A 26,088-nucleotide genomic window follows, 5' to 3' on the forward strand; every position below is an offset into this window, starting at 1 on the left:
TGCGTTGCTTCGTTCTTCGTCAGTGCAGCGGACCCTGCCCGTGACGGATCTTCGCGGCGAACTGTCCGGCCGCCTGTTCGGGAATCGGGCTCGCGTGAATATGCGCGATGCGCCACTCGCCGCGCTCGTGAATCATCACGTACGTGGCGAAAACCATGTCGGGTTCGGCCGTCAGGTCGGCCTGCTGATGCGCTTCGGCGATCGTATAGACGACCGTGCCGAGGCTGTCGTACACGCGGATGTCGAGCGGCTCGATCGTCACGGGGCGCGTGGCGAGCCGGTTGGCGAGCCCGCTGCGGATCTGGTCGAGGCCGTGCAGATGCTCGCCGTCCGCCCATACGCAGCTGGCGAAATCCTCGTCGATCCACAATCCCAGCAGCGCGTCGAGATTGGCATCGGCGACGGCCTGGTAATAGGCGTTCAGCGTATCGGCGGCGGCTTCGAAGAGGCGGGCAAAACGTGGCATCGGGGTTATCTCTCGCGCGCGTCGCGCGCCGTATTCAGCACGGCGGCCCGGATGGAGCCGCCGTACACCGGTGAATCGGATTGCCCGGCGCGTCGTGCGACGCTGCCGGCCAGGGTCAGCGTTGCCCGACGAGCATGCCGCGCAAATCGCCGAATACCTGCTCGGGACCGAGTTCGCGCAGGCACTTCAGGTGGCCGAGCGGGCACTCGCGTTCGAAGCAGGGACTGCATTCGAGATGAAGCCATTGTACCTTCGCCAGGTCCGACAGCGGAGGGGTGTGGCGCGGATCCGTCGAGCCGTACAGCGCGACGAGCGGCCGGCGCAGCGCGGCGGCGACGTGCATCAGCCCCGAATCGTTGGTGACCACCGCGTTCGCGCGCGCGATCAGCGCGCATGCCTCCGACAGCGACGTCTGCCCGCACAGGTTGCGCACGTTCGGCGCGTGGTCGGCGATCGCCTGCGCGGCCGCGGCGTCCTTCTGCGAGCCGAGCGCGACGATCTGCGTGTACGGGAACGACTGGTGGACGATGGTGGCGAGCGACGCGAAGTGCTCGGGCGGCCAGCGCTTGGCCGGGCCGTATTCCGCGCCCGGGCAGAACACGACGAGCGGCTTGCGCGTATCGAGGTTGAAGCGCGCGGACACGCGCGCCGTCTCGTTCAGGTCCGCGTCGAGGCGCGGCGCGGGCAGCGTCTTCATCGACTCGGGCAGCTTCGCGCCCGGCGCGTACGCAAGCGCCGCGTAGTGGGTCGTCATCGGCGGCCGCTCGCCCGACTTGGTCGGGTTCGCGTGCCGCACGTTCAGCAGCCCGTAGCGGTGCTCCCCCGTGTAGCCGATCCGCAGCGGGATGTTCGCGAGCCACGGGATCACCGCGGACTTCAGCGAATTCGGCAGCACGTACGCCGCGTCGTAGCCGACGTCGCGCAGGTCGCTCGCGAGCTGCCAGCGGCGCAGCAGCTGCAGCTTGCCGTGCGCGAGATCGGTCGCGTAGACATCGTGGATCTCGGGCATCCGCTCGAGCACGGGCGCGACCCACGAGGGCGCGACGGCATCGATCGCGATGCGGGGATGGAGTTTCTTCAGCAGCGCAAAAAGCGGCTGCGCCATCAATGCGTCACCGATCCAGTTCGGTGCGATAACCAGCGCTCGACGCATCAGGTCGACTTCCGATGTCTTGATGAAGCGCGGCGCCCAGGCGCCGCGTTCGGGTTGCCAGAATGGAGAACGGCGGCGCGCCGGAAGCCCGGCTGCGCCGCCTTGGGTCGGCGGGCCTGCAAGCCTGCAGGCCCGGCCGCCGGGGCTCAGTGGCCCTTGACGACCTCGCCGTCGCGCAGCTTGTAGCGCGTGCCGCAGTACGGGCAGCGTGCTTCGCCGTGCGAGACGTCGATGAAGACGCGCGGGTGCGCGCTCCAGCGCGCCATGGCCGGGTTCGGGCAGTACGCGGGAAGATCCTTGGCCGTCAGCTCGACCAGCGGCATTTCCTTGATTTCACTCATGAGACTTTCTCTTATCACTCTTTTGTGGGGCGGTCGGTGGCGCGGCGCGCTCAGACCTTCGTCAGCCAGTGCGCGTACTTCGCGTTCTTGCCCGACACGATATCGAAAAACGCCGACTGGAGCTTTTCCGTGACGGGGCCGCGCGCGCCGCTGCCGATCGTGCGGTTGTCGAGCTCGCGGATCGGCGTGACTTCAGCGGCCGTGCCGGTGAAGAACGCCTCGTCGGCCGTGTAGACCTCGTCGCGCGTGATGCGCTTCTCGATCACCTCGATGCCGGCGTCCTTCGCGAGCGTGATGACCGTGTCGCGCGTGATGCCGTCGAGGCACGACGACAGGTCGGGCGTGTACAGCTTGCCGTTGTTCACGAGGAAGAAGTTTTCGCCGGAGCCTTCCGACACGTAGCCGTCGACGTCGAGCAGCAGCGCCTCGTCGTAGCCGTCGGCCGTTGCTTCCTGGTTCGCCAGGATCGAGTTCACGTACCAGCCCGACGCCTTCGCGCGGACCATCGACACGTTCACGTGGTGGCGCGTGAACGACGACGTCTTCACGCGGATGCCCTTCGCGAGGCCTTCCTCGCCGAGGTACGCACCCCACGGCCATGCGGCGATCGCGACGTGGATCGTGTTGCCCTTCGCGGCCACGCCGAGCTTTTCCGAGCCGACCCAGATGATCGGGCGCAGGTAGCACGACTCGAGCTTGTTCTCGCGCACGACTTCCAGCTGCGCGGCTTCGAGCGTTTCCCGGTCGAACGGCACGTCCATCTGGAAGATCTTCGCCGAATTCAGCAGACGTTTCGTGTGCTCGTACAGGCGGAAGATCGCGGTGCTGCCGTCAGCCGACTTGTACGCGCGCACGCCCTCGAAGACACCCATGCCGTAGTGCAGCGTGTGGGTCAGGACGTGGATCTTGGCGTCGCGCCAGTCGATCAGCTTGCCGTCCATCCAGATCTTGCCGTCGCGGTCGGCCATTGACATAGGATTCTCCTGGGAAGCAGTTGTACAGCGGGTTGTATGCAGCGTTGAGCCGGAAAGACGCTTATTTTAGCGTCATTTGCCGGCGATCCGGTCGGTCGGCACGGGGCCGGCGCTATAATCGCCCGGTACCGATTCCAATAACGACGGGTCGTACCGGCAGGAGGCGCCGGCGGCCCGACGAACCGCCCGCCGCGGCCCGCTTCCCATGCTCGCTCGATTGTCCGCCACCGACCGCTTCGCGCTGATCCAGGGCGCGCGCGACTATTCCCCGACGCTGATGGCGATTCTCTCGTGGGGGCTCGTCACCGGCATCGCGATGAGCAAGTCGGTCATGACACTCGCGCAGGCGAGCGCGATGTCGCTGCTGGTCTACGCGGGCTCGTCGCAGCTCGCGGTGCTGCCGCTCCTCGCGGCGAAGCTGCCGATCTGGACCATCCTGCTCACGGCCGCGATGGTCAACACGCGCTTCGTGATCTTCAGCGCCGGGCTTGCGCCCCATTTTTCCTACCTGCCGCTGTGGCGGCGCCTGGCGATCGGCTATTTCAACGGCGACGTGATCTACCTGCTGTTCCAGAAACAGGGCTTCGCCTACGGTCGCGTGCCCGGCAAGGAAGCGTATTTCTGGGGGATGGCGCTCGCGAGCTGGCTGTCCTGGCAGGTGTCGTCGCTCGCCGGCATCCTGCTCGCGAGCTTCTTCCCCGCGAGCTGGGGGCTGGAGCTGGCCGGCACGCTCGCGCTGATCCCGATCATGGTGTCGGCCGTCGCGAACCGCTCGACGCTCGCGGCCGTCGCGGTCGCGGGCATCGTGGCGCTGGTCGCGTTCGACCTGCCGTACCGGCTTGCGCTGCCGCTCGCGGTGCTCGCCGCGCTCGCGGCCGGCTGCACGGCCGACTTCTTCGTCGAACGGGCCGACTGGCGGCGCATCCGCACCGAAACCGTGCACGAGAAGGAGATCGAATGAGCGCGACGGAGATCTGGATCGTCATCATCGGGATGACGATCGTCACGGCGGTCACGCGCGCGCTGTTCCTGATCGGCGGCGAGCGCACCGTGCTGCCCGAACGCGCGCAGCGCGCGCTGCGCTACGCGCCGGCGGCCGCGCTCGTCGCCGTCGTGCTGCCCGACGTGCTCGAAACGCCGGCCGGGCTGTCGTTCGCGCTGTCCAACCATCCGTTCTACGCGGCGCTCGCCGGCCTCGGCTGGTTTTTGTGGCGCCGCAGCATGCTCGGCACGATCGTCGTCGGGATGGTCGTGTTCACCGCGCTGCGCGTGATCTTCTGATGAGCCGCCGTTCAGGCCCGCCGGGCACCGGCCGCTCGCGCAGGTGCATTGCTGCGTTGCGGCAATGTGTCCGTTCCCGCGCGCGATCCCAAATAGGCGGAATTCGCCGCCGCACGGGTCAGTCTGCCAGGTGGATCGGCTAGAATGCCCGTTCGAGATTTTTTACCCGTGCGCGTCATGCGAACCGCCAGCCACGGCCGCATCCGGCGCCCTTTCGCGGCAGCCCGCGCACGTCCAGCGTGAACCCCCTTTCCCCATCCACTACTTCAATCTGTTCAACATGAGCCAAGTCAAGCGTCTTACCGACCTGATCGCCGCCGGCCAGCTCGCCGGCAAGCGGGTATTCATCCGCGCCGACCTGAACGTCCCGCAGGACGACCAGGGCAACATCACCGAGGACACGCGCGTGCGCGCGTCCGTGCCGGCCATCCAGGCCGCGCTCGACGCCGGCGCGGCCGTGATGGTCACGTCGCACCTGGGCCGCCCGACCGAAGGCGAATTCAAGCCGGAAGATTCGCTCGCGCCGGTCGCGAAGCGCCTCGCCGAGCTGCTCGGCCGTGACGTGCCGCTCGTCTCGAACTGGGTCGAGAACGGCGTGAACGTCGCGCCGGGGCAGGTCGTGCTGCTCGAGAACTGCCGCGTGAACAAGGGCGAGAAGAAGAATTCGGACGAGCTCGCGCAGAAGATGGCGAAGCTCTGCGACGTGTACGTGAACGACGCGTTCGGCACCGCGCACCGCGCGGAAGCGACCACGCACGGGATCGCGAAGTACGCGCCGGTCGCGTGCGCGGGCCCGCTGCTGGCCGCCGAACTCGACGCGCTCGGCAAGGCGCTCGGCAACCCGGCCCGCCCGCTGGTGGCGATCGTCGCCGGCTCGAAGGTGTCGACCAAGCTCACCATCCTGAAGTCGCTGGCCGGCAAGGTCGACCAGCTGATCGTCGGCGGCGGCATCGCGAACACGTTCATGCTCGCGGCCGGCCTGTCGATCGGCAAGTCGCTCGCGGAAGCCGACCTCGTCGCCGAGGCGAAGGCGATCATCGACGAAGCGCGCGAGCGCGGCGCGTCGGTGCCGATCCCGACCGACGTCGTGACGGCCAAGGAATTCTCGCCGACGGCCGTGGCCACGGTGAAGCAGGTCGCCGACATCGAAGCGGACGACATGATCCTCGACATCGGCCCTGATACGGCGAAGGCGCTCGCGAGCCAGCTCGAGAAGGCCGGCACGATCGTGTGGAACGGCCCGGTCGGCGTGTTCGAGTTCGACCAGTTCGGCAACGGCACCAGGACGCTCGCGGAAGCGATCGCCAAATCGTCCGCGTTCTCGATCGCGGGCGGCGGCGACACGCTCGCGGCCATCGCGAAGTACGGCATCCACGACCAGGTCAGCTACATCTCGACGGGCGGCGGCGCCTTCCTCGAGTTCCTCGAGGGGAAGAAGCTGCCGGCGGTGGAAGTGCTCGAAACGCGGGCGGCCTGAGCGTGGCGGCGCGCGCAGGGGTGACGAAGGCCGCGCGCTCCGCGAAAGCGGAGCAGCCGGCCGGCGCGGGCAAGCGCAAACGCGCGCCCGCGCGGGCGAACACCGCCCCGCGCGCACAGGCGGCCGCCGGCGACGCGGCCGAGCAGCACCACGAGATTCAGAACAAAGCGATGCCGGGCGCAAGCACCGGCACGCCCCCCGGAACGGCCGCCGCTGGGCCTGCCGCTTCCGGCTCTCGCAGCGTTTCACCCAGCGCATCCACCTTGATCCAGATGAGGAGTTTCATGCAGCGCGCCACCAAGATAGTCGCCACGATCGGCCCGGCTTCCAGTTCGCCGGAGATTCTGCTGCAGATGATGCAGGCGGGCCTCGACGTCGTGCGGCTCAATTTTTCGCACGGCACGGCCGACGATCACCGCCAGCGCGCCGAGATGGTGCGCGAGGCCGCCCGCAAGGTCGGCCGCGAGATCGCGATCATGGCCGACCTCCAGGGCCCGAAGATCCGCGTCGGCAAGTTCGAGAACGGCAAGACGACGCTGACGCCGGGGCAGCCCTTCATCCTCGATGCCGGTTGCGAGCTCGGCAACGACGAGCGCGTGGGGCTCGACTACAAGGAACTGCCGCGCGACCTGAAGCCGGGCGACCTGCTGCTGCTGAACGACGGCCTGATCGTGCTGACCGTCGAGCGCGTGCTCGGCGACGAGATCCACACGATCGTCAAGGTGGGCGGCGAGCTGTCGAACAACAAGGGCATCAACCGCCAGGGCGGCGGCCTGTCGGCCCCCGCGCTGACCGCGAAGGACATGGAAGACATCCGCACCGCGATGTCGCTTGGCGCGGACCTGGTGGCGGTGTCGTTCCCGAAGAACGCGACCGACATGGAAATGGCGCGCCAGCTCGCGAACATCGCGGGTGCGCCATACGGCATCAAGCCGAAGATGATCGCGAAGATCGAGCGCGCGGAAGCGATTCCGGCGCTGCAGAGCATCCTCGACGCGTCCGACGGCATCATGGTCGCGCGCGGCGACCTCGCGGTGGAAGTGGGCAACGCGGCCGTGCCGGCGCTGCAGAAGCGCATGATCCGGATGGCGCGCGAGTCGAACAAGCTCGTGATCACCGCGACGCAGATGATGGAGTCGATGATCCACGCGCCCGTGCCGACCCGCGCGGAAGTGTCGGACGTCGCGAACGCGGTGCTCGACGGCACCGACGCGGTGATGCTGTCGGCCGAGACGGCTGCCGGCAAGTACCCGGTCGTCACGATCGAGACGATGGCGGCCGTGTGCGTCGAGGCGGAGAAGTCCGAAGAGGTCGAGCTCGACAAGGATTTCCTCGACCGTACGTTCACGCGGATCGACCAGTCGATCGCGATGGGCGCGCTGTTCACCGCGTACCACCTCGGCGCGAAGGCGATCATCGCGCTGACCGAATCGGGCGCGACCGCGCTGTGGATGTCGCGTCACTACACGCACGTGCCGATCTTCGCGCTGACGCCGCGCGTCGGCAGCGAGCGCACGATGGCGCTGTACCGCAACGTGACGCCGCTGCACGTCGACTTCAACAGCGACCGCGACTCGGCGCTGCAGGCGGCGCTCGAGATCGTCGTCAAGCAAGGCTACGTGCAGCACGGCGACATGGTCGTGCTGACCGTCGGCGAGCCGATGGGGCAGGCGGGCGGCACCAACACGCTGAAGATCGTGCGGGTCGGCGAGCACTATTGAGCACCGACTGAGCATCGCGCCGGCCAGTGCGCCGGCCGCCCGGATCGGCTGAAAAATCGATCCGGCACCGTTTTATACGCGAAAGCCGCGTGGGGTCCGAAGCCCCACGCGGCTTTTTTCTCTTTTTTGCCCGCATTGTGCCGTGCGAACGTAACAAATTGCGAGTCGGCGCCACCGGGCGGTCGGAATCGGAGGCGCTTCGCGATAAAATGCGGCTATTCGACGCTCAGCCGCGCCGCGCCACCCCGGTTCGAACGGGAGCGAGCGCCGCGCCGGCGTCAGGGCGCACCGGTTTTCATTCCAAGGAGTTCCACAATGCCTCTCGTATCAATGCGTCAATTGCTGGACCACGCGGCAGAGCACGGTTACGGCCTGCCGGCCTTCAACGTGAACAACCTGGAGCAGGTCCAGGCGATCATGGCGGCGGCGGACCAGGTCGGCGCGCCCGTGATCATGCAGGCATCGGCCGGCGCGCGTAAGTATGCGGGCGAGCCGTTCCTGCGCCACCTGATCGAAGCAGCGGTCGAATCGTACCCGCACATCCCGGTCGTGATGCACCAGGATCACGGCCAGTCGCCGGCGGTCTGCACGGCCGCGATCCGCAGCGGCTTCACCAGCGTGATGATGGACGGTTCGCTGGAAGCTGACGGCAAGACGGTCGCGTCGTACGAGTACAACGTCGACGTGTCGCGCAAGGTCGTCGAGATGGCGCACTCGATCGGCGTGACGGTCGAGGCCGAACTCGGCGTGCTCGGCTCGCTCGAGACGATGAAGGGCGACAAGGAAGACGGCCACGGCGCGGAAGGCACGATGACCCGCGAGCAGCTGCTGACCGATCCGGAGCAGGCCGCCGACTTCGTGAAGCTCACGCAGTGCGATGCGCTCGCGATCGCGATCGGCACGTCGCACGGCGCGTACAAGTTCTCGAAGAAGCCGACGGGCGACATCCTGTCGATCCAGCGTATCAAGGAAATCCACGCGCGCATCCCGAACACCCACCTCGTGATGCACGGTTCGTCGTCGGTGCCGCAGGAACTGCTGGCCGAGATCCGCGAATTCGGCGGCGACATGAAGGAAACCTACGGCGTGCCGGTCGAGGAAATCCAGGAAGGCATCAAGCACGGCGTGCGCAAGATCAACATCGACACCGACCTGCGTCTCGCGATCACCGGCGCGATCCGCCGCTACCTGTTCGAGAACCCGGGCAAGTTCGACCCGCGCGACTACCTGAAGCCCGCGCGCGAAGCGGCGAAGAAGGTGTGCGTCGACCGCTACCTCGCGTTCGGCTGCGAAGGCCAGGCCGGCAAGATCAAGCCGCTGTCGCTCGACAAGATCGCCGAGCAGTACAAGTCCGGCGCGCTCGCGCAGGTCGTGCGCTGAGACTGTAGTACGATTGCCCCCGCCCGGTACTGCCGCCGGGCAAGGGCTGGCCGCCCGGTTGCCGGATCCGATCCGGCCCCGGTAGCCGCTCCGTCCGGCCGAACAAGGGCCGGCCGGCAACCGCCGGGCGCCGTCGCCCGCCGGTTCGCCGACGTATTGCAAGACCGCCGTTCCCGCCTGCCGCGGGGAACGGCGTTTCCCTTTTTGTTTGGCTCCTTATCTGCGAAAAGACGATGTCTACCCTTTACGAATCCACGCTCCGCTCGCTGCCGCTCCTCGGTCGCGGCAAGGTCCGCGATAACTACGCGGTCGGCAACGACAAGCTCCTGATCGTCACGACCGACCGCCTGTCGGCATTCGACGTGGTGATGGGCGAGCCGATTCCGAACAAGGGCCGCGTGCTGAACCAGATGGCGAACTTCTGGTTCGACAAGCTCGCGCACATCGTGCCGAACCACCTGACGGGCGATGCGCCGGAAGCGGTCGTCGCGGCCGACGAGGTCGAGCAGGTGAAGGGCCGCGGCGTGGTCGTCAAGCGCCTCGAGCCGATCATGATCGAAGCGGTCGTGCGCGGCTACCTGGCCGGCAGCGGCTGGAAGGAATACCAGGCATCGGGCGCCGTATGCGGCGTGCAGCTGCCGGAAGGCCTGCAGAACGCGCAGAAGCTGCCCGAGCCGATCTTCACGCCGGCCGCGAAGGCCGAGATGGGCGAGCACGACGAGAACATCACGTTCGAGGAAACCGAGCGCCGCATCGGCACCGAGCTGGCCGCGACGATCCGCGACATCTCGATCAAGCTGTACAAGGAAGCGGCCGATTACGCGGCGACGCGCGGCATCATCATCGCCGACACGAAGTTCGAATTCGGCCTCGACAACCACGGCAAGCTGTACCTGATGGACGAAGTGCTGACCGCCGATTCGTCGCGCTTCTGGCCGGCCGACCAGTACGAAGTCGGCACCAACCCGCCGTCGTTCGACAAGCAGTTCGTGCGCGACTGGCTCGAGGCGCAGCCGTGGGGCAAGACGGCGCCGGCGCCGGCGCTGCCGGCCGACGTCGTCGAGAAGACGGCCGCGAAGTACCAGGAAGCGCTCGAGCGCATCACCGGCCAGGCGCTCGCCTGATCGAGGTCCATACGACATGAGCGAAATCCAGACTGCCCACACGCACAGCGCGCCGCTCGTCGGCGTGCTGATGGGTTCGAGTTCCGACTGGGACGTGATGAAGCACGCGGTCGCCATCCTGCAGGAATTCGGCGTGCCGTACGAGGCGAAGGTCGTGTCCGCGCACCGGATGCCCGACGAGATGTTCGACTATGCGGAGAAGGCGCGCGAGCGCGGGCTGCGCGCGATCATCGCGGGCGCCGGCGGCGCAGCGCACCTGCCCGGCATGCTGGCCGCGAAAACGACGGTGCCGGTGCTCGGCGTGCCGGTCGCGAGCAAGTACCTGAAGGGTGTCGATTCGCTGCACTCGATCGTGCAGATGCCGAAGGGCGTGCCCGTCGCGACGTTCGCGATCGGCGAGGCCGGCGCCGCGAATGCCGCGCTGTTCGCGGTGTCGATCCTGTCCGGCACGTCGACCGACTACGCGAACCGGCTCGCCGCGTTCCGCGTGCGCCAGAACGAAGCCGCGCACGCGATGGTGCTGCCGCCGCTGGAATGACGGCATGGCGCGCGGCCGCACGACGCGGCCGGCGCCGGATTTTTCCACTGCGGCGGGCATTTTCGCGTTCCGCCGCGACCGACCACTGACATGACCGCAACTCCTGATTCCGTTTCCCCGATCCTGCCCGGCGCGTGGCTGGGCATGGTCGGCGGTGGCCAGCTCGGCCGCATGTTCTGCTTTGCCGCCCAGTCGATGGGCTATCGCGTCGCCGTGCTCGATCCCGATCCGACGAGCCCCGCCGGCGCGGTCGCCGACCGCCACCTGCGCGCGGCGTACGACGACGAAGCCGCGCTCGCCGAACTGGCCGACCTGTGCGACGCGGTGTCGACGGAGTTCGAGAACGTGCCGGCCGCAAGCCTAGATTTCCTCGCGCGCACGACGTTCGTCGCGCCGGCCGGCCGCTGCGTCGCGGTCGCGCAGGACCGGATCGCGGAGAAGCGCTTCATCGAGGCGTCGGGCGTGCCCGTCGCGCCGCACGTCGTGATCGAATCGTCGGCGGCACTCGCCGCGCTCGACGATGCCGCGCTCGACGCGGTGCTGCCGGGCATCCTGAAGACGGCGCGCCTCGGCTACGACGGCAAGGGCCAGGTGCGCGTCGCCACCGCGCAGGAAGCGCGCGACGCGCATGCCGCGCTCGGCGGCGTACCGTGCGTGCTGGAGAAGCGCCTGCCGCTGAAATACGAAGTGTCGGCGCTGATCGCGCGCGGCGCGGACGGCCGCTCGGCCGCGTTCCCGCTCGCGCAGAACGTGCATCACAACGGCATCCTCGCGCTGACGGTCGTGCCCGCGCCGGCCGCCGATGCCGCGCGCGTCGAAGAGGCGCAACAGGCCGCCGTGCGGATCGCCGATACGCTCGGCTACGTCGGCGTGCTGTGCGTCGAATTCTTCGTGCTGGAAGACGGCTCGTTCGTCGCGAACGAAATGGCGCCGCGCCCGCACAACTCCGGTCACTACACGGTCGATGCGTGCGCAACGAGCCAGTTCGAGCAGCAGGTACGCGCGATGACGCGCATGCCGCTCGGCAACCCGCGCCAGCACTCGCCGGCCGCGATGCTGAACATCCTCGGCGACGTGTGGTTCCCGAACGGTGCGGCCGATGCCGTCACGCCGCCCTGGGACACGGTCGCCGCGATGCCGGCCGCGCACCTGCACCTGTACGGCAAGGAAGACGCGCGCGTCGGCCGCAAGATGGGCCACGTGAACTTCACGGCCGAAACGCGCGACGAAGCCGTTGCCGCGGCCACCGCGTGCGCGCAGCTGCTGCGCGTGTCGCTCGACTGAGGCGCCGGCCGATGTCCATCGATCTCCCGAACGCCGTGACGGCCGCGCAGATCGACGCGGCCGCCGCGTTGCTCGACGCGGGCCAGCTCGTCGCCTTTCCGACCGAAACCGTCTACGGGCTCGGCGGCGACGCGGCGAACCCCGAGGCCGTCGCGCGCATCTACGCGGCGAAGGGGCGGCCGGCGAATCATCCGGTGATCGTGCACCTGCCGCCGGGCGGCGATCCCGGTTACTGGGCCGACGATCTGCCGGCCGATGCGCAGGCGTTGATCGATGCATTCTGGCCGGGCCCGCTGACCCTGATCCTGAAGCGTCATGCGCGCATTCCGGACGCCGTGAGCGGCGGCCAGGATTCGGTCGGGCTGCGCTGCCCGTCGCATCCGGTCGCGCAGGCGCTGCTGGCCGCGTTCAGCGCGCGGCGCGGCGGGTATGGCGGCGTGGCCGCGCCGTCCGCGAACCGGTTCGGCCATGTGAGCCCGACCACCGCGCAGCACGTACGCGATGAATTCGGCGACACCGTGCACGTGCTCGACGGCGGTGCGTCCGAAGTCGGCATCGAATCGACGATTCTCGACCTGTCGCGCGGTTTCCCGGCGCTGCTGCGCCCGGGCCACGTGACGCCGCAGCAGATCGCCGACGTGCTCGGCCGCGCGCCGAAGCTGCCGGACGGCAGCGACGCGACCGCGCCGCGCGCATCGGGCACGCTGAAGGCGCATTACGCGCCGCGCACGCCGCTCGCGCTGCTGCCGTTCGACACGCTCGAGCCGCTGCTCGCGGCCGCGCAAGCCGACGGCGAGCGTGTCGCGCTCGTCGCCCGTGCGTCGCGCGCGGGACGCTGGGCGCAGGCCGATGGCGTGCATTTCGTCGCGGCGCCGGAAGATCCGCAGGCGTATGCACGCGACCTGTACGGGATGCTGCGCGCGCTCGACCGCGCGCAGGTCGCACGCATCCTCGTCGAGAAGCTGCCCGAGACCGTCGAATGGATCGCGGTCAACGATCGTCTCGGCCGTGCGGCGGCCGCGTTCGAAGCGCGCGACTGACACGCTCGACGGCTGATCCAGGAATGAAAAAACGCCCGACCGGCGAACCGGTCGGGCGTTTTTGTTTGGGCGCGTGGCCGGCGGCTTACTTGCCGACGCCCGACTTCGCGATCTGCTGTTCGACGAACTGCGCGAACAGCGCGTGCAGGTGCGTCGTCGGGTGGACCGTGTCGGCGAACATGTAGGTCTGGTCCGCGTTCGCGACCGTGTAGGTCTGCGGCGAGCAGAACAGCGACGAGCCGAATGCGGTCGCGTTCGCGACGCCGTACTGCGTGGCGGCCTGGACCATCGCCTTCAGGTTGCAGGCGGTATCGGTGTTCGACACGCTGAAGCCGTTCGCCTTGTAGTTCGCCGCGATGCCGTCCTGCCACGTGAACGTGTCGAGCAGCGCGACCTTCGTCGTGTCGACCTTCAGCGCGGCCAGCGTGCCGGCGAGCGTCTGGTTGAACAGCCCCGACAGTTGCGTGAACGCGGCCTGCGTCGGCGCGCCGCCCTGCAGCGCGAGCGGCGTGCCGCCGATGTCCGGCACGTTCGATACGTACACGTGCGTCGCGCCTGCCGCGACGATCTGCTGGACGATGCCGCCGAGCTGCTGCGCGGCCAGGCCGATCGCCTGCGCCGCCGCGAGTTGCGCGGCCGGCGTGTTGCCTTGCGCCTGCGCGACCTGCGCCTGGTAGAAGATGTCGTTCGCGCCGCCGTTGACCAGCACGATCTGCCCGGCGTTGAAGCTGCCGTGCTGCGACAGGTATTGCTTGACCTGGTCGGCGATCGGCGTCGTGGTGGCCTGCGCGTAGTCGGCGTTCGGCACGCTCGCGTCCGCGTGACCGATACCCGGCTGCAACGTCACGCGCGAGCCGCCCTGTGCGTAGCCGAGACCGCCGGTGGCCTGCAGCGGAATGCCGAACCCGCCCTGGTTCGCGGGCTGCAGCGTGTCGCCGTAGTACTGCGCGACGTTCTGCGTCCATACCTGGCCCGGGTTGGTCGTGAAGCGACCGCCGCCGAAGCCGAGCTTGATCTGCGAGTAGGTGCCCACGTCGGACAGGCTGTCGCCGAACGACACGACCTGCATCTTCACGCCCGACGGCGGCGTGTTCGACGCGCTGTTGTTGTTGTCGTCACCGCCGCCGCCGCATGCGGCGAGCAGCGCAAGCGCGGCGCCGGCGATCGCGACCTGCGCGGTGCGCAGCATGCGCTGCCGGGTGCGGGAAGCTGCGTGTTGTTGTGTCTGCATCGTTCGATCTCCTCGTAGATATGGCCTGATGTGTTTCTCATCTGCCGCGTGCCTGCTCGGTTCCGGGCTGCGCGGCGGCCGTTGGCTGAAACGGTTTATTGGTGACGCGCAGCCGCCGGCGGCACGGTGCGCGGATCGGGGTTCGCGGCCTCGGCAATCTGCGCATGATAAGCGCTCGCCCATTCGGGCGGGCCGAAAATCGCGCGCAGCTTGTTGCGCCATCCGTCGACGCGCAATGCGTCGCCGGCCATCGATATCCACTCGTGGAACGTCGCGACGAGCGGGTTGTTCGAGCCGAGCCGCTCGACGATCCCGTACCGCGGCGGATCGTCGGGCGTTTCCTCGACATAACTCCCGAACAGGCGATCCCAGATCACAAGGACGCCTGCGTAATTGCGGTCGATGTAGCGCGGATTGCGCGCATGGTGCGCACGGTGGATCGACGGCGTGTTCAGCACGTATTCGAGCCAGCCGAGCTTGCCGATCGCCTGCGTGTGCACGAAGAACTGGAACGCGAGGTTGATCAGCACGATGCCGACGACCTGCTGCGGCGGAAAGCCGGCGAACGCGAGCGGCAGCCAGAACACCCACATGCCCGCGACGGGGTACATCAGGCTCTGGCGGAACGCGGTCGAGAAATTCATCCGCTCGGACGAGTGATGCACGACGTGCGCGGCCCACAGCCAGCGCACGCGATGGCTCGCGCGGTGGAACACGTAATAGAGGAAATCCTGCGCGACGAACAGCACCGCGAACGACAGCCAGCCGTCGTGCCACGTGAACAGGCGGTAGTGCCGGTAGCAATACGCGTAGACGGGGATCACGAACAGCCACGCGATCTTGTCGGCGCCCTGGTGCATCAGCGCGAGCGCCGCGTTGCACAGCGTGTCGCGCCACGCATAGACATGGTCCTGCGCACGGGTGCGGGCGAGGTGCCAGGCCTCCCACGCGATGCAGAGCAGGAAGACGGGCGCCAGCGCGAGCAGAAGCAATTCGACGTCGAATCGCATGGGCGTGTCTCCTTCTTTCCCCTGCAAGCCTTGAGGCCGGGCGTATGGCCCGTTGTAGATATCGGTCAGGCCAACAGCCTACGCAATCGCCACGCGCTAGGCGAGGGGGCAGCGTAGAGGGTTCCCTCTGAGGACAGGGTTTCTACGGAAGCCGCGCGGCACGGGGCCGGGCGGTGTGGCCCTGTTTTGTAGGTGCGATCGGTGCGCGGTATGTCGCGCGCGGGCGGTGGCTGCCGTTTCAAACCGGGGAGGGCGGGATTCCGTGCGCGGCGGCGCTTGCGGGCCGCCCCGATTGCCCGCCGGGGCGACCCGCTGCGCGGTGCGGCCCCGTGGCCGGTGCAAGCCGGCGCGGGCCGGCGGCCGGCGGCGCCGCGCAATGCCGCGGCGCACGGATCGTCATTGCGCGCCGGCGTAGATCCATTCGAGCAGCGTGTCGTGCGCGGCGCGCGCGGCTTCCGCGTGATCGTTGTTGATGAAACTGACGACGATGTAGCTCTGGCCGTCGGCGCCGGCAACGTAGCCGGCGATCGCGCGCACGTCGCGCAGCGTGCCGGTCTTGATGTGCGCGTTGCCGAGCACGCCGGCGTTGGTGAGGCGGTTCTTCATTGTGCCGTCGATGCCCGCGATCGGCAGCGAATCGATGAAGGCCTGCGCGACGGGGCTCGCGTTCGCGGCCTGCAGCAGCGCGGCGAGCGACAGTGCGCTCACATGCTCTTCGCGCGACAGGCCCGAGCCGTTTTCGAGCACGAGGTCGGGCATCGCGATGCCGTTCTTCTGCAGGAACGCCTGGATCACGCGGCTCGACTGCTCGGGCGTCGCGGGCGGCCTGCCGCCGACCGCGCCGATCGTCAGGAACAGGTTGCGCGCCATCACGTTGTTGCTGAACTTGTTGATGTCGTAGACGATGCTGCCGAGCACCGGGCTGTGATGCACGGCGAGCGGCCGCGCGGTGGTCGGCACCTTGCCTTCGCTCACGGGCCCCGTGATCGTGCCGCCGTCCTGCTGCCACAGCGCGAGGAAGCCGCGGGCGAAGAACGTCGTGTGATCGAGGATCGCGAGGTTGGTCGTGTGCGCGCCGCAACGCAGCGGGTAGTCGCCGGCGAACGAAGCGGTCATGATCCCGCCGCCGGCCGTCAGCGTCGGTCGCGCGGCCGCGGCGGCCGCGCTGCACGAGCCCGAGCCTTCGACCAGCTGGTTGTCGATCGACAGGTCCGCGAGCGGCGGCAGCACGTCGACGGCCACCTTGCCGTCGTCGCCCGGCGTGACGGTGAACGACACGGCCTTGAACGCGTACAGCAGCGGATCGGGGCCGACGTTGTACGGCGCGCTCGCATCGTCGTCGAACGAAGGGAGATCGCGCGTCGTCGCCGCGAAGTAGCTCTTGTCGAGCACGAGGCCGCCGGCCACGCGCTTGACGCCGGCCTTGCGGAGCTTGTCGACGAGGTCGATCAGCTCTTCGGGCACGAGCTTCGGATCGCCGGTGCCCTTGATGTACAGGTTGCCCTGCAGCGTGCCGTCGGGGTCGACCGTGCCGTCCGTGTAGGCGGTCGTGCGCCAGCGGTAGTCGGGGCCGAGGATCGACAGGCCCGAGAAGGTCGTCACGAGCTTCATCGTCGAGGCGGGCAGCATCGGCCGGCTCGCATTCCACGCGATCAGCGGTTCCGGATCGCCGACGCGCTCGACGACGACGCTCATCGCCGACGCCGGCACCTTCGCGCGCTGCAGCGCGACGAGCACGGACGCCGGCAGGCCGGCCGCGCGCGCGGCCGGCGACACGACCGTGGTCTTGCGCGCTTCCTTGTGGGATTTCTTGCGGGCCTGCGCGGCAGGCGCGAAGGCGAGGGCCGTGCAGGTGGCGACGATGGCGGCCGCCCGCAGGCAGACGCGGGCGCGGGGGGCGAACCGGTTGGAAAGATCGGAAATCGGCATGAGCGAATACGGGGAAAGCACGACGTTCGGGCAGGGCGCGCGCGGCGCCAAAGCGCACATTGTAGAGACAAGTCCGGACAGCCCCCTTGCAATCCGCCTTTCTGTTGCATTGCACGGTGCCGCGCGCCGGGTTCGCGGCGCTACAATGGTCGGCGTGTTTGACTCGCCCCATGGATGCCTGTCCCGATGCGGATTCTGCTTGTCGAAGATGATCGAATGATTGCCGAAGGCGTGCGCAAGGCGCTGCGCTCGGACGGCTTTGCAGTCGACTGGGTGCAGGACGGCGACGCCGCACTGACGGCGCTCGGCGGCGAGACGTACGACCTGCTGCTGCTCGATCTCGGGCTGCCGAAGCGCGACGGCATCGACGTGCTGCGCACGCTGCGCGCGCGCGGGCTGGCGCTGCCGGTGCTGATCGTCACCGCGCGCGACGCGGTGGCCGATCGCGTGAAGGGCCTCGACGCGGGCGCCGACGACTACCTCGTCAAGCCGTTCGACCTCGACGAGCTCGGCGCGCGAATGCGCGCGCTGATCCGCCGCCAGGCGGGGCGCAGCGAATCGCTGATCCGCCACGGCGCGCTGACGCTCGATCCCGCCTCGCACCAGGTGACGCTCGACGGCGCGCCGGTCGCGCTGTCCGCGCGCGAGTTCGCGCTGCTCGAGGCGCTGCTCGCGCGGCCCGGCGCGGTGCTGTCGAAGAGCCAGCTCGAGGAGAAGATGTACGGCTGGGGCGAGGAGATCGGCAGCAACACGGTCGAGGTCTACATCCACGCGCTGCGCAAGAAGCTCGGCTCCGACCTGATCCGCAACGTGCGCGGGCTTGGCTACATGGTCGTCAAGGAAAGCTGACGCGTGAGGTCGATTCGTCATCAATTGCTGATCTGGCTGCTCGCGATCGTCGTCGCGGGCGTGGGCATCGCGGGCTGGCTGATCTACCGGCAGGCGCTCGCGGAGGCGAACGAACTGTTCGACTACCAGTTGCAGGAAATCGCCGCGGCGCTGCCGTCGGAACCGTTCTCGCAGGTATTCGGCTCGCGTACCAACGGCGACGAAGGCATCGTGATCCAGATCTGGAACCGCAACGGCGTGCTGATGTACTTCTCGCATCCGCGTGCGCCGATCGCGCCGCGCGCGGAGCTCGGTTTCTCGACCGAGCGCACCGATCGCGGCGAATGGCGCGTGTACGGGGCGATCGTCGGCGACAACGTCGTGCAGCTCGCGCAGCCGCTGTCGGTGCGCAACCGGCTCGCGGCGAACGTCGCGCTGCGCACGCTGTGGCCGCTGATCGTGCTGCTGCCGTTCCTCGGCGCGGCCGTGTGGGTGATCGTAGGGCGCGGGCTCGCGCCGCTCGGCCGCGTGACGCGCGCAGTCGAGGCGCGCCGGCCGGAAGCGCTCGATCCGCTGCCCGATGCGCGTCTGCCGCTCGAGGTGCAGCCGCTCGTGCGGGCGCTGAACGGGCTGCTCGCGCGGCTGTCGGCCGCGCTCGACACGCAGAAGGCGTTCGTGGCCGACGCCGCGCACGAACTGCGCACGCCGCTCGCGGCCGTGCAGATCCAGGCGCAACTCGTCGCCCGCGCGAAGGACGACGCATCGCGCCGCGAGGCGGTCGCGGATCTCCAGGATGGCGTGTCGCGCGCGACGCGTCTCACGGAGCAACTGCTCGCGCTGGCACGCGCCGAACCCGACGGCGCGACGATGCGCGAACCCGTCGACCTGCAGGCACTGCTCGCCGAGTGCGTGGCTGCGCTTGCGCCGCTCGCGCAGCGGCGCGACATCGATCTCGGCTTCGAGGAGACGCACGCGGCGAGCGTCGTCGCGGACGTCGGCGCGCTGCGCGTGATGTTCGGCAACCTGCTCGACAACGCGGTGAAGTACACGCCGGACGGCGGCCGCATCGACGTGTCGCTCACCCGCGACGCGGCCGGCCGCGCGTGCGTGCAGATCGGCGACAGCGGGCCCGGCATCCCGGCCGACGAGCGCGAGCGCGTGTTCGACCGTTTCTACCGCGACAGCTCCGCGCGGGCGCGCACCGATGTGTCGGGCAGCGGGCTCGGGCTCGCGATCGTCAAGCGCGTGGCGGCGCAGCAGGGGGCGACGGTGTCGCTCGGCGACGCGGCCGCGGGCGGCCTGCTCGTCAGCGTCGTGTTCCGCGACGCCGAGATGCCGGCCGAGGCGCCGCAGCCTTCCGAATCCGTGTGACGCGTGTCGCGTGCCGCCGGGCGGGCGCCGGCGGCCGCTTAAGCCCCGCTTAAGGCTGATTAAGCCTCCTTTAAGTCAGGGTCGTTACGCTGCGTCCTAACAAAGAGGAGGTCCTACGATGAATACCCGATTCCTTGCGCGCGGCGCCGTCGCGGTCGCCGTGGCGGCCGCCCTGTCCGCCGGTTATGTCGCCGGCACCCGCCGCGCCGATCCGCAGATCATCACGCCCGCGCAGGCTGCCGCGCTGATGCCGGCCGAAGCGGCCGCCAAGACCGGCATTCCCGATTTCTCCGGGCTCGTCGAGACTTACGGCCCGGCGGTGGTGAACATCAGCGCGAAGCACGTCGTGAAGCAGGTGTCGCGGCGCGTGCCGCAGCCGCAGCTGCCGATCGATCCGAGCGATCCGTTCTACCAGTTCTTCAAGCACTTCTACGGCCAGGTGCCGGGCATGGGCGGCGACGCGCAACCGGACGACCAGCCGAGCGCGAGCCTCGGTTCCGGGTTCGTCATCAGCTCCGACGGGTACATCCTCACCAATGCGCACGTGATCGACGGCGCGAACGTCGTCACGGTCAAGCTGACCGACAAGCGCGAATACAAGGCGAAGGTCGTCGGCTCGGACAAGCAGTCGGACGTCGCGGTGCTGAAGATCGATGCGAGCGGCCTGCCGACCGTGAAGATCGGCGACCCGGCGCAGAGCAAGGTCGGCCAGTGGGTCGTCGCGATCGGCTCGCCGTACGGCTTCGACAACACGGTCACGTCGGGCATCATCAGCGCGAAGTCGCGCGCGCTGCCGGACGAGAACTACACGCCGTTCATCCAGACCGACGTGCCGGTGAACCCCGGCAACTCGGGCGGCCCGCTGTTCAACCTGCAGGGCGAGGTGATCGGCATCAACTCGATGATCTATTCGCAGACGGGCGGCTTCCAGGGCCTGTCGTTCGCGATCCCGATCAACGAGGCGATCAAGGTGAAGGACGAACTCGTGAAGACGGGCCACGTGAGCCGCGGCCGCCTCGGCGTCGCCGTGCAGGGGCTGAACCAGACGCTCGCGAGCTCGTTCGGACTGCAGAAGCCGGACGGCGCGCTCGTCAGCTCGGTCGATCCGAACGGCCCGGCGGCGAAGGCCGGTCTGCAGCCGGGTGACGTGATCCTGTCGGTCAACGGCTCGCCGGTTGCCGATTCGACGTCGCTGCCCGCGCAGATCGCGAACCTGAAGCCGGGTTCGAAGGCCGACCTGCAGATCTGGCGCGACAAGTCGAAGAAGTCGATCAGCGTGACGCTCGGCGCGATGGCCGATGCGAAGCTCGCGTCGAACGACGGCGGGCCTGTCGAGCAGGGGCGCCTGGGCGTTGCGGTGCGTCCGCTGTCGCCGCAGGAGCGCAGCGCCGACAACCTGTCGCACGGCCTGATCGTGCAGCAGGCCGGCGGGCCGGCCGCCAACGCGGGCATCCAGCCCGGCGACGTGATCCTCGCGGTCAACGGCCGCCCGGTCACGAGCCCCGAGCAGTTGCGCGACGCAGTCAAGGGCGCGGGCAACAGTCTTGCTCTGCTGATCCAGCGCGATAATGCCCAGATCTTCGTGCCGGTCGACCTGAGCTGACCGGCCACGGCCGACGGCCGGCCAGGCCGGCCGCGGCGGGCGCCGCCGCCGCTCGAATGCGTGACGCCGCGCCCTGTATGTGTTCCGACCCCAAGGAGAGAGCCATGCAATATCTACGCAACGTGTCCCGATTTGCCGTCGCCGCGGCGCTGGCCGCCGGCCTCGCGGCCGGAGCGTCCGGCGCGTACGCGCAGTCGGACGGTTTGCCCGCCGCAGGCCAGCAGGGCGACGTCACCTTCGTGTCCGGCGGCGTCGGGCAGGACGAATCGACGGCGTTCCAGCGCAACGAGCCGAAATGGCCGCTGGCGCTGCGCTTCACCGGCAAGGGCGGCGAGTTCCTGGCCGACGTTCATGTGCGGATCGTCGACGGCAAGGGCGACGAGGTGCTGAAGACCGACGCGCGCGGGCCGTACATGCTCGTGAAGGTGCCGCCGGGCCGCTATACGGTGCATGCGTCGTACCAGGGCAACGAGGAATCCCGTGCCGTCACGGTCGGCGCGAAGGGCGGCGCGAAGACGGCGTTCCAGTGGAGCGCGCAGTAGCCTGCCGCGCGCGGCGCCGGCCCGGGTCGCGCATTCGGCTGCGGTTTCGCCCATAATGAAAGCCACGGCACCTGTGCCGTGGCTTTTTTCGTTTCCTGAGCCCGGCCTGCCGGGTCGTCCCAAGGAGAAACGATGTCCGACGCAGCCGACCCTCGTCTCGAAATCGTGCCGAACCGTCATCGCGTGCGCGTGATCCATCGGGGCATCACGTACGCCGATTCGCACGGCGCGCTGACCGTGCGCGAAACGGGCCTGCCGGACATCCACTACCTGCCGCGCCGCGACGTCAACATGCGCCGGCTCGTGAAATCCGGTGTCACGTCGGTCTGCCCGTTCAGGGGCGAGGCCGTGCACTTCGACTTGCAGACGGAAGACGGCGTGATCGAGAACGCCGCATGGAGTTACGAGGAACCGAAGGAGGCGGCGTCGGCGCTCGCGCTCTACGTCGCCTTCGACGCCGCACGGATCGACAGCCTCGTCGAGACATCCTGATGCGGCGCGTGTTCACCGGGGAGGCGTCATGGAACTGAACGACACATTGCGCATACCGCTCGCGCCGCCCGTCGTGCGGGAGGCATTCGAGGATCTCGCGCTGCTGCGCGCGAGCTTCGATCATTGCGAATCGTTCGTGAAGCTTGCGGACGGCGAGTTCGCGCTGACGATCACGGTGCCGCTCGGCCCGCTGCGCGCCCGCTACGACGTGCGTGCGCATGCGGCCGCCGAGCAGGGCGATGCGGAAGGCCAGCCGCGCCGCGTGCTCAATTTCAAGGCGCGGGCCGACGGGCTCGGCGCGCTGCGCGGCCAGGTCGAACTCGTGCTGATGCCGGATGACGACGTGGACGCCACGCGTATCGAGTACGTGGTCTGGGCGACGGCGAGCGGCCCGCTCACCGAGCTGCCGGGGCGGCAGATCGAAAATACGCTGCGCGAATGGACCGACGATTTCTTCCGTGAATTCTGCGCGGTCGTACAGGCGAAGCACGGCCTCGCACCGAATCGCGCGCGCTCGGCCGCGCCGCGGCGCCAGCACGTGTTCCTGCGGCCGGCGTCGCTGGTGGCTGCGACGAAGCGGGCGCTGCCGCCGCACCTCGGCGGCGCGCTGACCGGGCGTGCCGCCAGCGCACTCCCGCATCGCGGCTCCGGCACGGTGCCCGTGTGGGCGTGGGCCGCGATGATCGTCTTCGTCGCGCTGCTGCTCTACGCGGCACGCTGGATCAACGGCGGCTGAGCGGCCGGCCGTTTCCGCTGCGACGCTCGCCCGCCGCGCGCCTACCGCGCGGCATCGGCGCCGGCTCCGGCGCCGCGAAATTCCCTTCGATACGCCGACGGCGACGTGCCGAGCGCGCCCGCGAAATGCTGGCGCAGCGACACGCTCGACCCGTAGCCGGCCGCCTGCGCGATCGCATCGATCGACTGCCCGGTGGTTTCCAGCAGATGCTGCGCACGCGCCAGCCGCTCGGCCTGCAGCCACGCGGTGACGGTCGTGCCGGTCGCCTGGCGGAAGTGGCGCGTGAACGTGCGCCGGCTCATCAGCACGCGTTCGGCAAGCGAATCGACGCTGTGCGCGGCGTCGAGATGCGCGCGCACCCAGTCGAGCAGGCCCGCGAGCCGCGCATCGCGCGGGTGCGCGGCGACCGGCTGCGGCACGTATTGCGCCTGCCCGCCTTGACGGTGCGGTGGGATCACGAGGCGGCGCGCGATCTGGTTCGCGGCGTCCGAGCCGAAGCGCCGCCGCACGACGTGCAGGCAGCAGTCGAGCCCCGCGGCCGTGCCGGCCGACGTCATCAGGTTGCCGTCGTCCACGTACAGCACGTCCGGATCGAGCTTCACGCGCGGGAAGCGTTGTGCGAAGTCGTCGGCCCATGCCCAGTGCGTGGTGGCCGGGCGGCCGTCAAGCAAGCCGGCCGCGGCGAGCACGTACGCGCCGAGGCACAGCCCGACGAGCTGCGCGCCGCGCGCGGCGACCGCGCGGACGGCGTCGAGCAGCACGTCGGGCGGCGCTTCGTCCGGGTCGCGCCACGCCGGCACGATGACGATGTCCGCGTCGTCGAGCCCGTCGAGGCCGTAGGGCGCGGTGATCGTGAAACCGCCCGTCGTCGACAGCGGGCCGCGCTCCGCCGAGCAGACGCGAAACTCGAACGCGGGCGACGCGGCCGCGTCGCGCTCCTTGCCGAACACGACGGACGGCACCGACAAGTGGAACGGGCTGATGCCGTCGTACGCGATCACGGCAACGACGGTCGGAGCGGTCGGGGCAGGCCGGGTGGACGAGGCGGCGGTCATGGCGGGCTCCGGATGGGTGATGGCCCGATTCTATCGAAGAATGGCTATCGGGCCACTGTCCACGTGAGCGACGCGCCCCGACAATGCATTGCATCGCGCCGCTGACCACCCCGTTCCGGGGCGGGGCCGCGCCCCTGGACCAGGAGCCCGCCATGTCGAACGCCGTCCCGCATTCCGTTTCCCATTCTGCTTCCCGCCGCGCACTGATCGTGATCGACGTCCAGAACGAGTACGTGACGGGCAACCTGCCGATCGAATATCCGCCGCTCGACGTGTCGCTCGCGAACATCGGCCGCGCGATCGATGCCGCGCATGCGGCCGGCGTGCCCGTGATCGTCGTCCAGCACGTCGCGCCGGCCGGCGCGCCGATCTTCGCGCCCGGCACCGACGGCGTCGCGCTGCACGCGGTCGTCGCCGGCCGGCCGTACGCACACCTGATCGAGAAGACGCACGCAAGCTCGTTTGCCGGGACCGACCTTGCAGCGTGGCTCGATGCGCACGGGATCGACACGCTCGCGGTGGCCGGCTACATGACGCACAACTGCAATGCGTCGACGGTCTATCACGCGGCGCATGCGGGGCTGAATGTCGAATACCTGAACGACGCGACGGGCGCGCTGCCATACGAGAACGAAGCAGGCGCGGCGAGCGCCGAGGAGATTCACCGCGCGTACGCGGTGGTGTTCCAGTCGAATTTCGCGGCCGTGATGTCCACCGATGCGTGGATCGCGGGGCTGGCAGGTGCGCCGATGCCGAAGCGCGATTCGGTCGCCGCGTCGAACCGGCGGGCCCGCGCGCAGCGCGCGAAGGCCGCCTGAACCGGGCGGGGAGAAGGGACGGCGGGTCGGGCGTCGGCGCGATGGGCGGCCCGCCCGATGCAACGAAGACCCGAATCGCTGGCGAACGGGCGTCGCGCGGTCATTCGCCGTCCTTCAGCATCGCCGGGCTGTAGCGCAGCATGTCGAAACAGCCGTCGACGAGCTTTTCCGCATGCTGCTCGGCGTCGATCTCGTCGGGCAGCATCAGCATGTCGCGCACGAAACCGCTAACGAGCGTGTGCAGCATCAGCGTCGCGCGCCACGTATCGAGCCGCTCGGGCAGCAGCTTGAGTTGCACGGCCACCGCGAGATCGGCGTCGATCGCGTGCAGGGCCTCGCTCATCCCCGCGCGGTTGCGCTGCAGCAGCGGCTCCAGGTCCGCGACGTATTCGCACTTCATGAACAGGATGCTGAACACGCGGCGCAACTGCGCGTCGCGCTGCACGCCGAGCAGGCACCAGATCAGGATCTGGCGGATCTTGTCGAGCGGATTGCCGCCCGGCGCGTCGAGCGGCATCCGCTTCAACTCGTCGATCGGCAGAAACACGCGGTCGAACATCGCGTCGAACAGTTCGCTCTTGTTCGCGAAATGCCAGTAGATTGCGCCGCGCGTCACGCCGGCATGTTGCGCGATGTCCGCGAGCGACGTGTGCGACACGCCTTTCTCGAAGAACACGTGCTCGGCGGCGTCGAGAATGCGATTGCGCGTCTCGAGCGCCTCCTCCTTGGTACGTCTGACCATGTGCAGGCCTGATTGGATCGATCGTAGGTGAATATAGGGTCTGCAACCCTCTGCGCGGTCATATAGACTGGCTATGATCGCGGCTGGTAACAATCCGTAAGACTGGACAGCCGGTCGCGCACAAGCGGGCTTTTTACATACATTCATGAATGTATATACAATACCACCCTACGATCGAATGACCCAAGTGGCAATCAGTTAATATCCCACTCTGCTGATTCCCGCCAAAGTACCAGTCCGCAGTTGCGGGGCATCCTGTCGGCACGGAGGTTTCGTGCCGCTTGCTGTATCTAGCAGTCCAGTAATTCAGGTGTTCGATCTGCGCCGTGAGGCGCATCCGTGTTGCGCTCGCTCCGGTCGGGTGTGGCACTTATTCCATTGGTTATACACAGAGGTCGCTCCATGCGCGTCGAACGGGTTCCATACCGCTTAATCACTGTCGCGACGGCCGCCGTTTTCCTGGCCGCGTGCGGGAAAAAAGAATCGGCACCGCCGCCGCAAACGCCGGAAGTCGGCGTCGTCACCGTCCAGCCGCAAGCCGTACCGGTCTTCACCGACCTGCCGGGCCGCACCAGCGCGTTCCTCGTCGCGCAGGTCCGCGCGCGGGTCGACGGCATCGTGCTGCGTCGTGAATTCACCGAAGGCACCGACGTCAAGGCCGGTCAGCGCCTCTACAAGATCGACCCGGCGCCTTACATCGCCGCGCTGAACAGTGCAAAGGCAACGCTCGCGAAGGCGCAGGCGAACCTCGTCACGCAGAACGCGCTGGTCGCACGCTACAAGGTGCTGGTGGCCGCGAACGCGGTCAGCAAGCAGGACTACGACAACGCGGTGGCCACGCAAGGCCAAGCCGCGGCGGACGTCGCGGCCGGCAAGGCGGCGGTCGATACCGCGCAGATCAACCTCGGCTATACGGATGCCGCTTCGCCGATCACCGGCCGCGTCCGCCTCC

28 protein-coding genes are annotated in these 26,088 nt (G+C 68.7%); 18 read left to right on the forward strand and 10 right to left on the reverse strand.

The features are described from left to right. Positions 1 to 19 precede the first annotated feature (19 nt). From FOZ70_RS09365 to FOZ70_RS09380, 4 genes are all read right to left on the reverse strand, one after another. The gene (locus FOZ70_RS09365) at positions 20 to 466 is read right to left on the reverse strand and encodes a nuclear transport factor 2 family protein (protein WP_006749968.1); all 447 of its coding nucleotides are present in this window, start codon (positions 464 to 466) and stop codon (positions 20 to 22) included. 115 nt (positions 467 to 581) lie between these two features. Further along, on the reverse strand, positions 582 to 1,619 hold the full coding sequence (gene waaF / locus FOZ70_RS09370; RefSeq protein WP_027785312.1) for a lipopolysaccharide heptosyltransferase II: 1,038 nt from the start codon (positions 1,617 to 1,619) through the stop codon (positions 582 to 584). A 146-nt stretch (positions 1,620 to 1,765) separates the two neighbouring features. Then, positions 1,766 to 1,960: a zinc-finger domain-containing protein gene (locus FOZ70_RS09375; RefSeq protein WP_006749970.1), complete on the reverse strand. Its 195-nt coding sequence runs from the start codon at positions 1,958 to 1,960 to the stop codon at positions 1,766 to 1,768. Positions 1,961 to 2,010: 50 nt separating this feature from the next. Continuing rightward, a complete protein-coding gene (locus tag FOZ70_RS09380; protein ID WP_011353071.1) occupies positions 2,011 to 2,934 on the reverse strand; it encodes a branched-chain amino acid transaminase in 924 nt (307 codons plus the stop codon). Between the two features lie 205 nt (positions 2,935 to 3,139). Between FOZ70_RS09380 and FOZ70_RS09385 the strand changes: the two genes are divergently transcribed. The 3 genes from FOZ70_RS09385 to FOZ70_RS09395 all read left to right on the forward strand — a co-directional run bounded on the left by FOZ70_RS09385 (position 3,140) and on the right by FOZ70_RS09395 (position 5,692). Beyond that, positions 3,140 to 3,895 (forward strand): AzlC family ABC transporter permease, encoded by a 756-nt coding sequence (locus FOZ70_RS09385; protein WP_042978151.1) that lies wholly within the window; start codon positions 3,140 to 3,142, stop codon positions 3,893 to 3,895. Further along, positions 3,892 to 4,215 (forward strand): AzlD domain-containing protein, encoded by a 324-nt coding sequence (locus FOZ70_RS09390; protein ID WP_219705655.1) that lies wholly within the window; start codon positions 3,892 to 3,894, stop codon positions 4,213 to 4,215. The genes FOZ70_RS09385 and FOZ70_RS09390 overlap by 4 nt, the downstream gene beginning before the upstream one ends. Positions 4,216 to 4,495: 280 nt before the next feature. Continuing rightward, entirely contained in the window at positions 4,496 to 5,692 is a 1,197-nt protein-coding gene (locus FOZ70_RS09395) for a phosphoglycerate kinase (RefSeq protein WP_048024998.1), read from the forward strand. A 157-nt stretch (positions 5,693 to 5,849) separates the two neighbouring features. Here the strand turns inward: FOZ70_RS09395 and FOZ70_RS38020 are convergent, their stop codons facing one another. Then, the gene (locus tag FOZ70_RS38020) at positions 5,850 to 5,978 is read right to left on the reverse strand and encodes a hypothetical protein (protein WP_021164118.1); all 129 of its coding nucleotides are present in this window, start codon (positions 5,976 to 5,978) and stop codon (positions 5,850 to 5,852) included. On the opposite strand from FOZ70_RS38020, the gene pyk reads away from it, so the two are divergent. The 6 genes from pyk to FOZ70_RS09425 all read left to right on the forward strand — a co-directional run bounded on the left by pyk (position 5,977) and on the right by FOZ70_RS09425 (position 12,779). Next, positions 5,977 to 7,413, forward strand: coding sequence for a pyruvate kinase (gene pyk / locus FOZ70_RS09400; protein ID WP_021164117.1), 1,437 nt, complete (start codon positions 5,977 to 5,979; stop codon positions 7,411 to 7,413). The genes FOZ70_RS38020 and pyk overlap by 2 nt on opposite strands. Positions 7,414 to 7,728: 315 nt before the next feature. Then, a complete protein-coding gene (gene fba / locus FOZ70_RS09405) occupies positions 7,729 to 8,793 on the forward strand; it encodes a class II fructose-bisphosphate aldolase (RefSeq protein ID WP_021164116.1) in 1,065 nt (354 codons plus the stop codon). A 233-nt stretch (positions 8,794 to 9,026) separates the two neighbouring features. Then, positions 9,027 to 9,917, forward strand: coding sequence for a phosphoribosylaminoimidazolesuccinocarboxamide synthase (locus FOZ70_RS09410; RefSeq protein ID WP_021164115.1), 891 nt, complete (start codon positions 9,027 to 9,029; stop codon positions 9,915 to 9,917). A 16-nt stretch (positions 9,918 to 9,933) separates the two neighbouring features. Further along, positions 9,934 to 10,455 carry a 5-(carboxyamino)imidazole ribonucleotide mutase gene (gene purE, locus FOZ70_RS09415; protein ID WP_021164114.1) on the forward strand — a complete coding sequence of 174 codons (522 nt, stop codon included), beginning with the start codon at positions 9,934 to 9,936 and terminating at the stop codon, positions 10,453 to 10,455. Positions 10,456 to 10,545: 90 nt separating this feature from the next. Then, positions 10,546 to 11,739 (forward strand): 5-(carboxyamino)imidazole ribonucleotide synthase, encoded by a 1,194-nt coding sequence (locus tag FOZ70_RS09420; protein WP_219705657.1) that lies wholly within the window; start codon positions 10,546 to 10,548, stop codon positions 11,737 to 11,739. 11 nt (positions 11,740 to 11,750) lie between these two features. After that, positions 11,751 to 12,779 (forward strand): L-threonylcarbamoyladenylate synthase, encoded by a 1,029-nt coding sequence (locus tag FOZ70_RS09425; protein ID WP_059552845.1) that lies wholly within the window; start codon positions 11,751 to 11,753, stop codon positions 12,777 to 12,779. Between the two features lie 85 nt (positions 12,780 to 12,864). On the opposite strand, the gene FOZ70_RS09430 is transcribed toward FOZ70_RS09425, so the two are convergent. From FOZ70_RS09430 to dacB, 3 genes are all read right to left on the reverse strand, one after another. After that, complete coding sequence (locus FOZ70_RS09430) at positions 12,865 to 14,010, reverse strand: SGNH/GDSL hydrolase family protein (RefSeq protein WP_021164111.1); 1,146 nt, start codon at positions 14,008 to 14,010, stop codon at positions 12,865 to 12,867. Positions 14,011 to 14,105: 95 nt separating this feature from the next. Further along, positions 14,106 to 15,020 carry a sterol desaturase family protein gene (locus FOZ70_RS09435; RefSeq protein WP_048024992.1) on the reverse strand — a complete coding sequence of 305 codons (915 nt, stop codon included), beginning with the start codon at positions 15,018 to 15,020 and terminating at the stop codon, positions 14,106 to 14,108. A 396-nt stretch (positions 15,021 to 15,416) separates the two neighbouring features. Further along, entirely contained in the window at positions 15,417 to 16,949 is a 1,533-nt protein-coding gene (dacB, locus tag FOZ70_RS09440) for a D-alanyl-D-alanine carboxypeptidase/D-alanyl-D-alanine-endopeptidase (RefSeq protein ID WP_042978297.1), read from the reverse strand. Between dacB and FOZ70_RS09445 the strand changes: the two genes are divergently transcribed. The 7 genes from FOZ70_RS09445 to FOZ70_RS09475 all read left to right on the forward strand — a co-directional run bounded on the left by FOZ70_RS09445 (position 16,948) and on the right by FOZ70_RS09475 (position 22,521). After that, positions 16,948 to 17,169, forward strand: coding sequence for a hypothetical protein (locus FOZ70_RS09445; RefSeq protein WP_162175317.1), 222 nt, complete (start codon positions 16,948 to 16,950; stop codon positions 17,167 to 17,169). The genes dacB and FOZ70_RS09445 overlap by 2 nt on opposite strands. Further along, positions 17,136 to 17,798: a response regulator gene (locus FOZ70_RS09450; protein WP_021164091.1), complete on the forward strand. Its 663-nt coding sequence runs from the start codon at positions 17,136 to 17,138 to the stop codon at positions 17,796 to 17,798. The genes FOZ70_RS09445 and FOZ70_RS09450 overlap by 34 nt, the downstream gene beginning before the upstream one ends. A 3-nt stretch (positions 17,799 to 17,801) precedes the next feature. Further along, positions 17,802 to 19,148, forward strand: a complete 1,347-nt coding sequence (locus tag FOZ70_RS09455; protein ID WP_021164092.1) for an ATP-binding protein — start codon at positions 17,802 to 17,804, stop codon at positions 19,146 to 19,148. A gap of 118 nt (positions 19,149 to 19,266) precedes the next feature. Next, on the forward strand, positions 19,267 to 20,751 hold the full coding sequence (locus FOZ70_RS09460; protein WP_011353057.1) for a DegQ family serine endoprotease: 1,485 nt from the start codon (positions 19,267 to 19,269) through the stop codon (positions 20,749 to 20,751). 104 nt (positions 20,752 to 20,855) lie between these two features. Next, positions 20,856 to 21,293: a carboxypeptidase-like regulatory domain-containing protein gene (locus tag FOZ70_RS09465; protein WP_048024989.1), complete on the forward strand. Its 438-nt coding sequence runs from the start codon at positions 20,856 to 20,858 to the stop codon at positions 21,291 to 21,293. Between the two features lie 132 nt (positions 21,294 to 21,425). Continuing rightward, on the forward strand, positions 21,426 to 21,785 hold the full coding sequence (locus FOZ70_RS09470) for a DUF427 domain-containing protein (protein ID WP_021164094.1): 360 nt from the start codon (positions 21,426 to 21,428) through the stop codon (positions 21,783 to 21,785). A gap of 28 nt (positions 21,786 to 21,813) precedes the next feature. Then, the gene (locus FOZ70_RS09475; protein WP_059649797.1) at positions 21,814 to 22,521 is read left to right on the forward strand and encodes an SRPBCC domain-containing protein; all 708 of its coding nucleotides are present in this window, start codon (positions 21,814 to 21,816) and stop codon (positions 22,519 to 22,521) included. A 41-nt stretch (positions 22,522 to 22,562) separates the two neighbouring features. Here the strand turns inward: FOZ70_RS09475 and FOZ70_RS09480 are convergent, their stop codons facing one another. Next, positions 22,563 to 23,576 carry a helix-turn-helix domain-containing protein gene (locus FOZ70_RS09480; protein WP_048024985.1) on the reverse strand — a complete coding sequence of 338 codons (1,014 nt, stop codon included), beginning with the start codon at positions 23,574 to 23,576 and terminating at the stop codon, positions 22,563 to 22,565. A gap of 152 nt (positions 23,577 to 23,728) precedes the next feature. On the opposite strand from FOZ70_RS09480, the gene FOZ70_RS09485 reads away from it, so the two are divergent. Beyond that, positions 23,729 to 24,394 (forward strand): cysteine hydrolase family protein, encoded by a 666-nt coding sequence (locus tag FOZ70_RS09485; protein WP_048025028.1) that lies wholly within the window; start codon positions 23,729 to 23,731, stop codon positions 24,392 to 24,394. Positions 24,395 to 24,494: 100 nt separating this feature from the next. Here FOZ70_RS09485 and FOZ70_RS09490 read toward each other — a convergent pair whose 3' ends face one another. Then, positions 24,495 to 25,136, reverse strand: a complete 642-nt coding sequence (locus tag FOZ70_RS09490) for a TetR family transcriptional regulator (protein ID WP_021164098.1) — start codon at positions 25,134 to 25,136, stop codon at positions 24,495 to 24,497. A gap of 402 nt (positions 25,137 to 25,538) precedes the next feature. Between FOZ70_RS09490 and FOZ70_RS09495 the strand changes: the two genes are divergently transcribed. Further along, positions 25,539 to 26,088 (forward strand): efflux RND transporter periplasmic adaptor subunit (locus FOZ70_RS09495; RefSeq protein WP_219705659.1); only part of this gene is annotated, 550 nt, incomplete at its 3' end.

This window comes from Burkholderia sp. COPS, assembly GCF_019425585.1.
Lineage (GTDB): Bacteria > Pseudomonadota > Gammaproteobacteria > Burkholderiales > Burkholderiaceae > Burkholderia > Burkholderia cepacia.

Excerpts from the sequence above, each read along its gene's own strand:
- FOZ70_RS09365 (WP_006749968.1), bottom strand. The coding sequence starts at position 466 with ATGCCACGTTTTGCCCGCCTCTTCGAAGCCGCCGCCGATACGCTGAAC.
- waaF (WP_027785312.1), bottom strand. The coding sequence starts at position 1,619 with ATGCGTCGAGCGCTGGTTATCGCACCGAACTGGATCGGTGACGCATTG.
- FOZ70_RS09375 (WP_006749970.1), bottom strand. The coding sequence starts at position 1,960 with ATGAGTGAAATCAAGGAAATGCCGCTGGTCGAGCTGACGGCCAAGGAT.
- FOZ70_RS09380 (WP_011353071.1), bottom strand. The coding sequence starts at position 2,934 with ATGTCAATGGCCGACCGCGACGGCAAGATCTGGATGGACGGCAAGCTG.
- FOZ70_RS09385 (WP_042978151.1), top strand. The coding sequence starts at position 3,140 with ATGCTCGCTCGATTGTCCGCCACCGACCGCTTCGCGCTGATCCAGGGC.
- FOZ70_RS09390 (WP_219705655.1), top strand. The coding sequence starts at position 3,892 with ATGAGCGCGACGGAGATCTGGATCGTCATCATCGGGATGACGATCGTC.
- FOZ70_RS09395 (WP_048024998.1), top strand. The coding sequence starts at position 4,496 with ATGAGCCAAGTCAAGCGTCTTACCGACCTGATCGCCGCCGGCCAGCTC.
- pyk (WP_021164117.1), top strand. The coding sequence starts at position 5,977 with ATGCAGCGCGCCACCAAGATAGTCGCCACGATCGGCCCGGCTTCCAGT.
- FOZ70_RS38020 (WP_021164118.1), bottom strand. The coding sequence starts at position 5,978 with ATGAAACTCCTCATCTGGATCAAGGTGGATGCGCTGGGTGAAACGCTG.
- fba (WP_021164116.1), top strand. The coding sequence starts at position 7,729 with ATGCCTCTCGTATCAATGCGTCAATTGCTGGACCACGCGGCAGAGCAC.
- FOZ70_RS09410 (WP_021164115.1), top strand. The coding sequence starts at position 9,027 with ATGTCTACCCTTTACGAATCCACGCTCCGCTCGCTGCCGCTCCTCGGT.
- purE (WP_021164114.1), top strand. The coding sequence starts at position 9,934 with ATGAGCGAAATCCAGACTGCCCACACGCACAGCGCGCCGCTCGTCGGC.
- FOZ70_RS09420 (WP_219705657.1), top strand. The coding sequence starts at position 10,546 with ATGACCGCAACTCCTGATTCCGTTTCCCCGATCCTGCCCGGCGCGTGG.
- FOZ70_RS09425 (WP_059552845.1), top strand. The coding sequence starts at position 11,751 with ATGTCCATCGATCTCCCGAACGCCGTGACGGCCGCGCAGATCGACGCG.
- FOZ70_RS09430 (WP_021164111.1), bottom strand. The coding sequence starts at position 14,010 with ATGCAGACACAACAACACGCAGCTTCCCGCACCCGGCAGCGCATGCTG.
- FOZ70_RS09435 (WP_048024992.1), bottom strand. The coding sequence starts at position 15,020 with ATGCGATTCGACGTCGAATTGCTTCTGCTCGCGCTGGCGCCCGTCTTC.
- FOZ70_RS09445 (WP_162175317.1), top strand. The coding sequence starts at position 16,948 with ATGAGCGAATACGGGGAAAGCACGACGTTCGGGCAGGGCGCGCGCGGC.
- dacB (WP_042978297.1), bottom strand. The coding sequence starts at position 16,949 with ATGCCGATTTCCGATCTTTCCAACCGGTTCGCCCCCCGCGCCCGCGTC.
- FOZ70_RS09450 (WP_021164091.1), top strand. The coding sequence starts at position 17,136 with ATGCGGATTCTGCTTGTCGAAGATGATCGAATGATTGCCGAAGGCGTG.
- FOZ70_RS09460 (WP_011353057.1), top strand. The coding sequence starts at position 19,267 with ATGAATACCCGATTCCTTGCGCGCGGCGCCGTCGCGGTCGCCGTGGCG.
- FOZ70_RS09465 (WP_048024989.1), top strand. The coding sequence starts at position 20,856 with ATGCAATATCTACGCAACGTGTCCCGATTTGCCGTCGCCGCGGCGCTG.
- FOZ70_RS09470 (WP_021164094.1), top strand. The coding sequence starts at position 21,426 with ATGTCCGACGCAGCCGACCCTCGTCTCGAAATCGTGCCGAACCGTCAT.
- FOZ70_RS09475 (WP_059649797.1), top strand. The coding sequence starts at position 21,814 with ATGGAACTGAACGACACATTGCGCATACCGCTCGCGCCGCCCGTCGTG.
- FOZ70_RS09480 (WP_048024985.1), bottom strand. The coding sequence starts at position 23,576 with ATGACCGCCGCCTCGTCCACCCGGCCTGCCCCGACCGCTCCGACCGTC.
- FOZ70_RS09485 (WP_048025028.1), top strand. The coding sequence starts at position 23,729 with ATGTCGAACGCCGTCCCGCATTCCGTTTCCCATTCTGCTTCCCGCCGC.
- FOZ70_RS09490 (WP_021164098.1), bottom strand. The coding sequence starts at position 25,136 with ATGGTCAGACGTACCAAGGAGGAGGCGCTCGAGACGCGCAATCGCATT.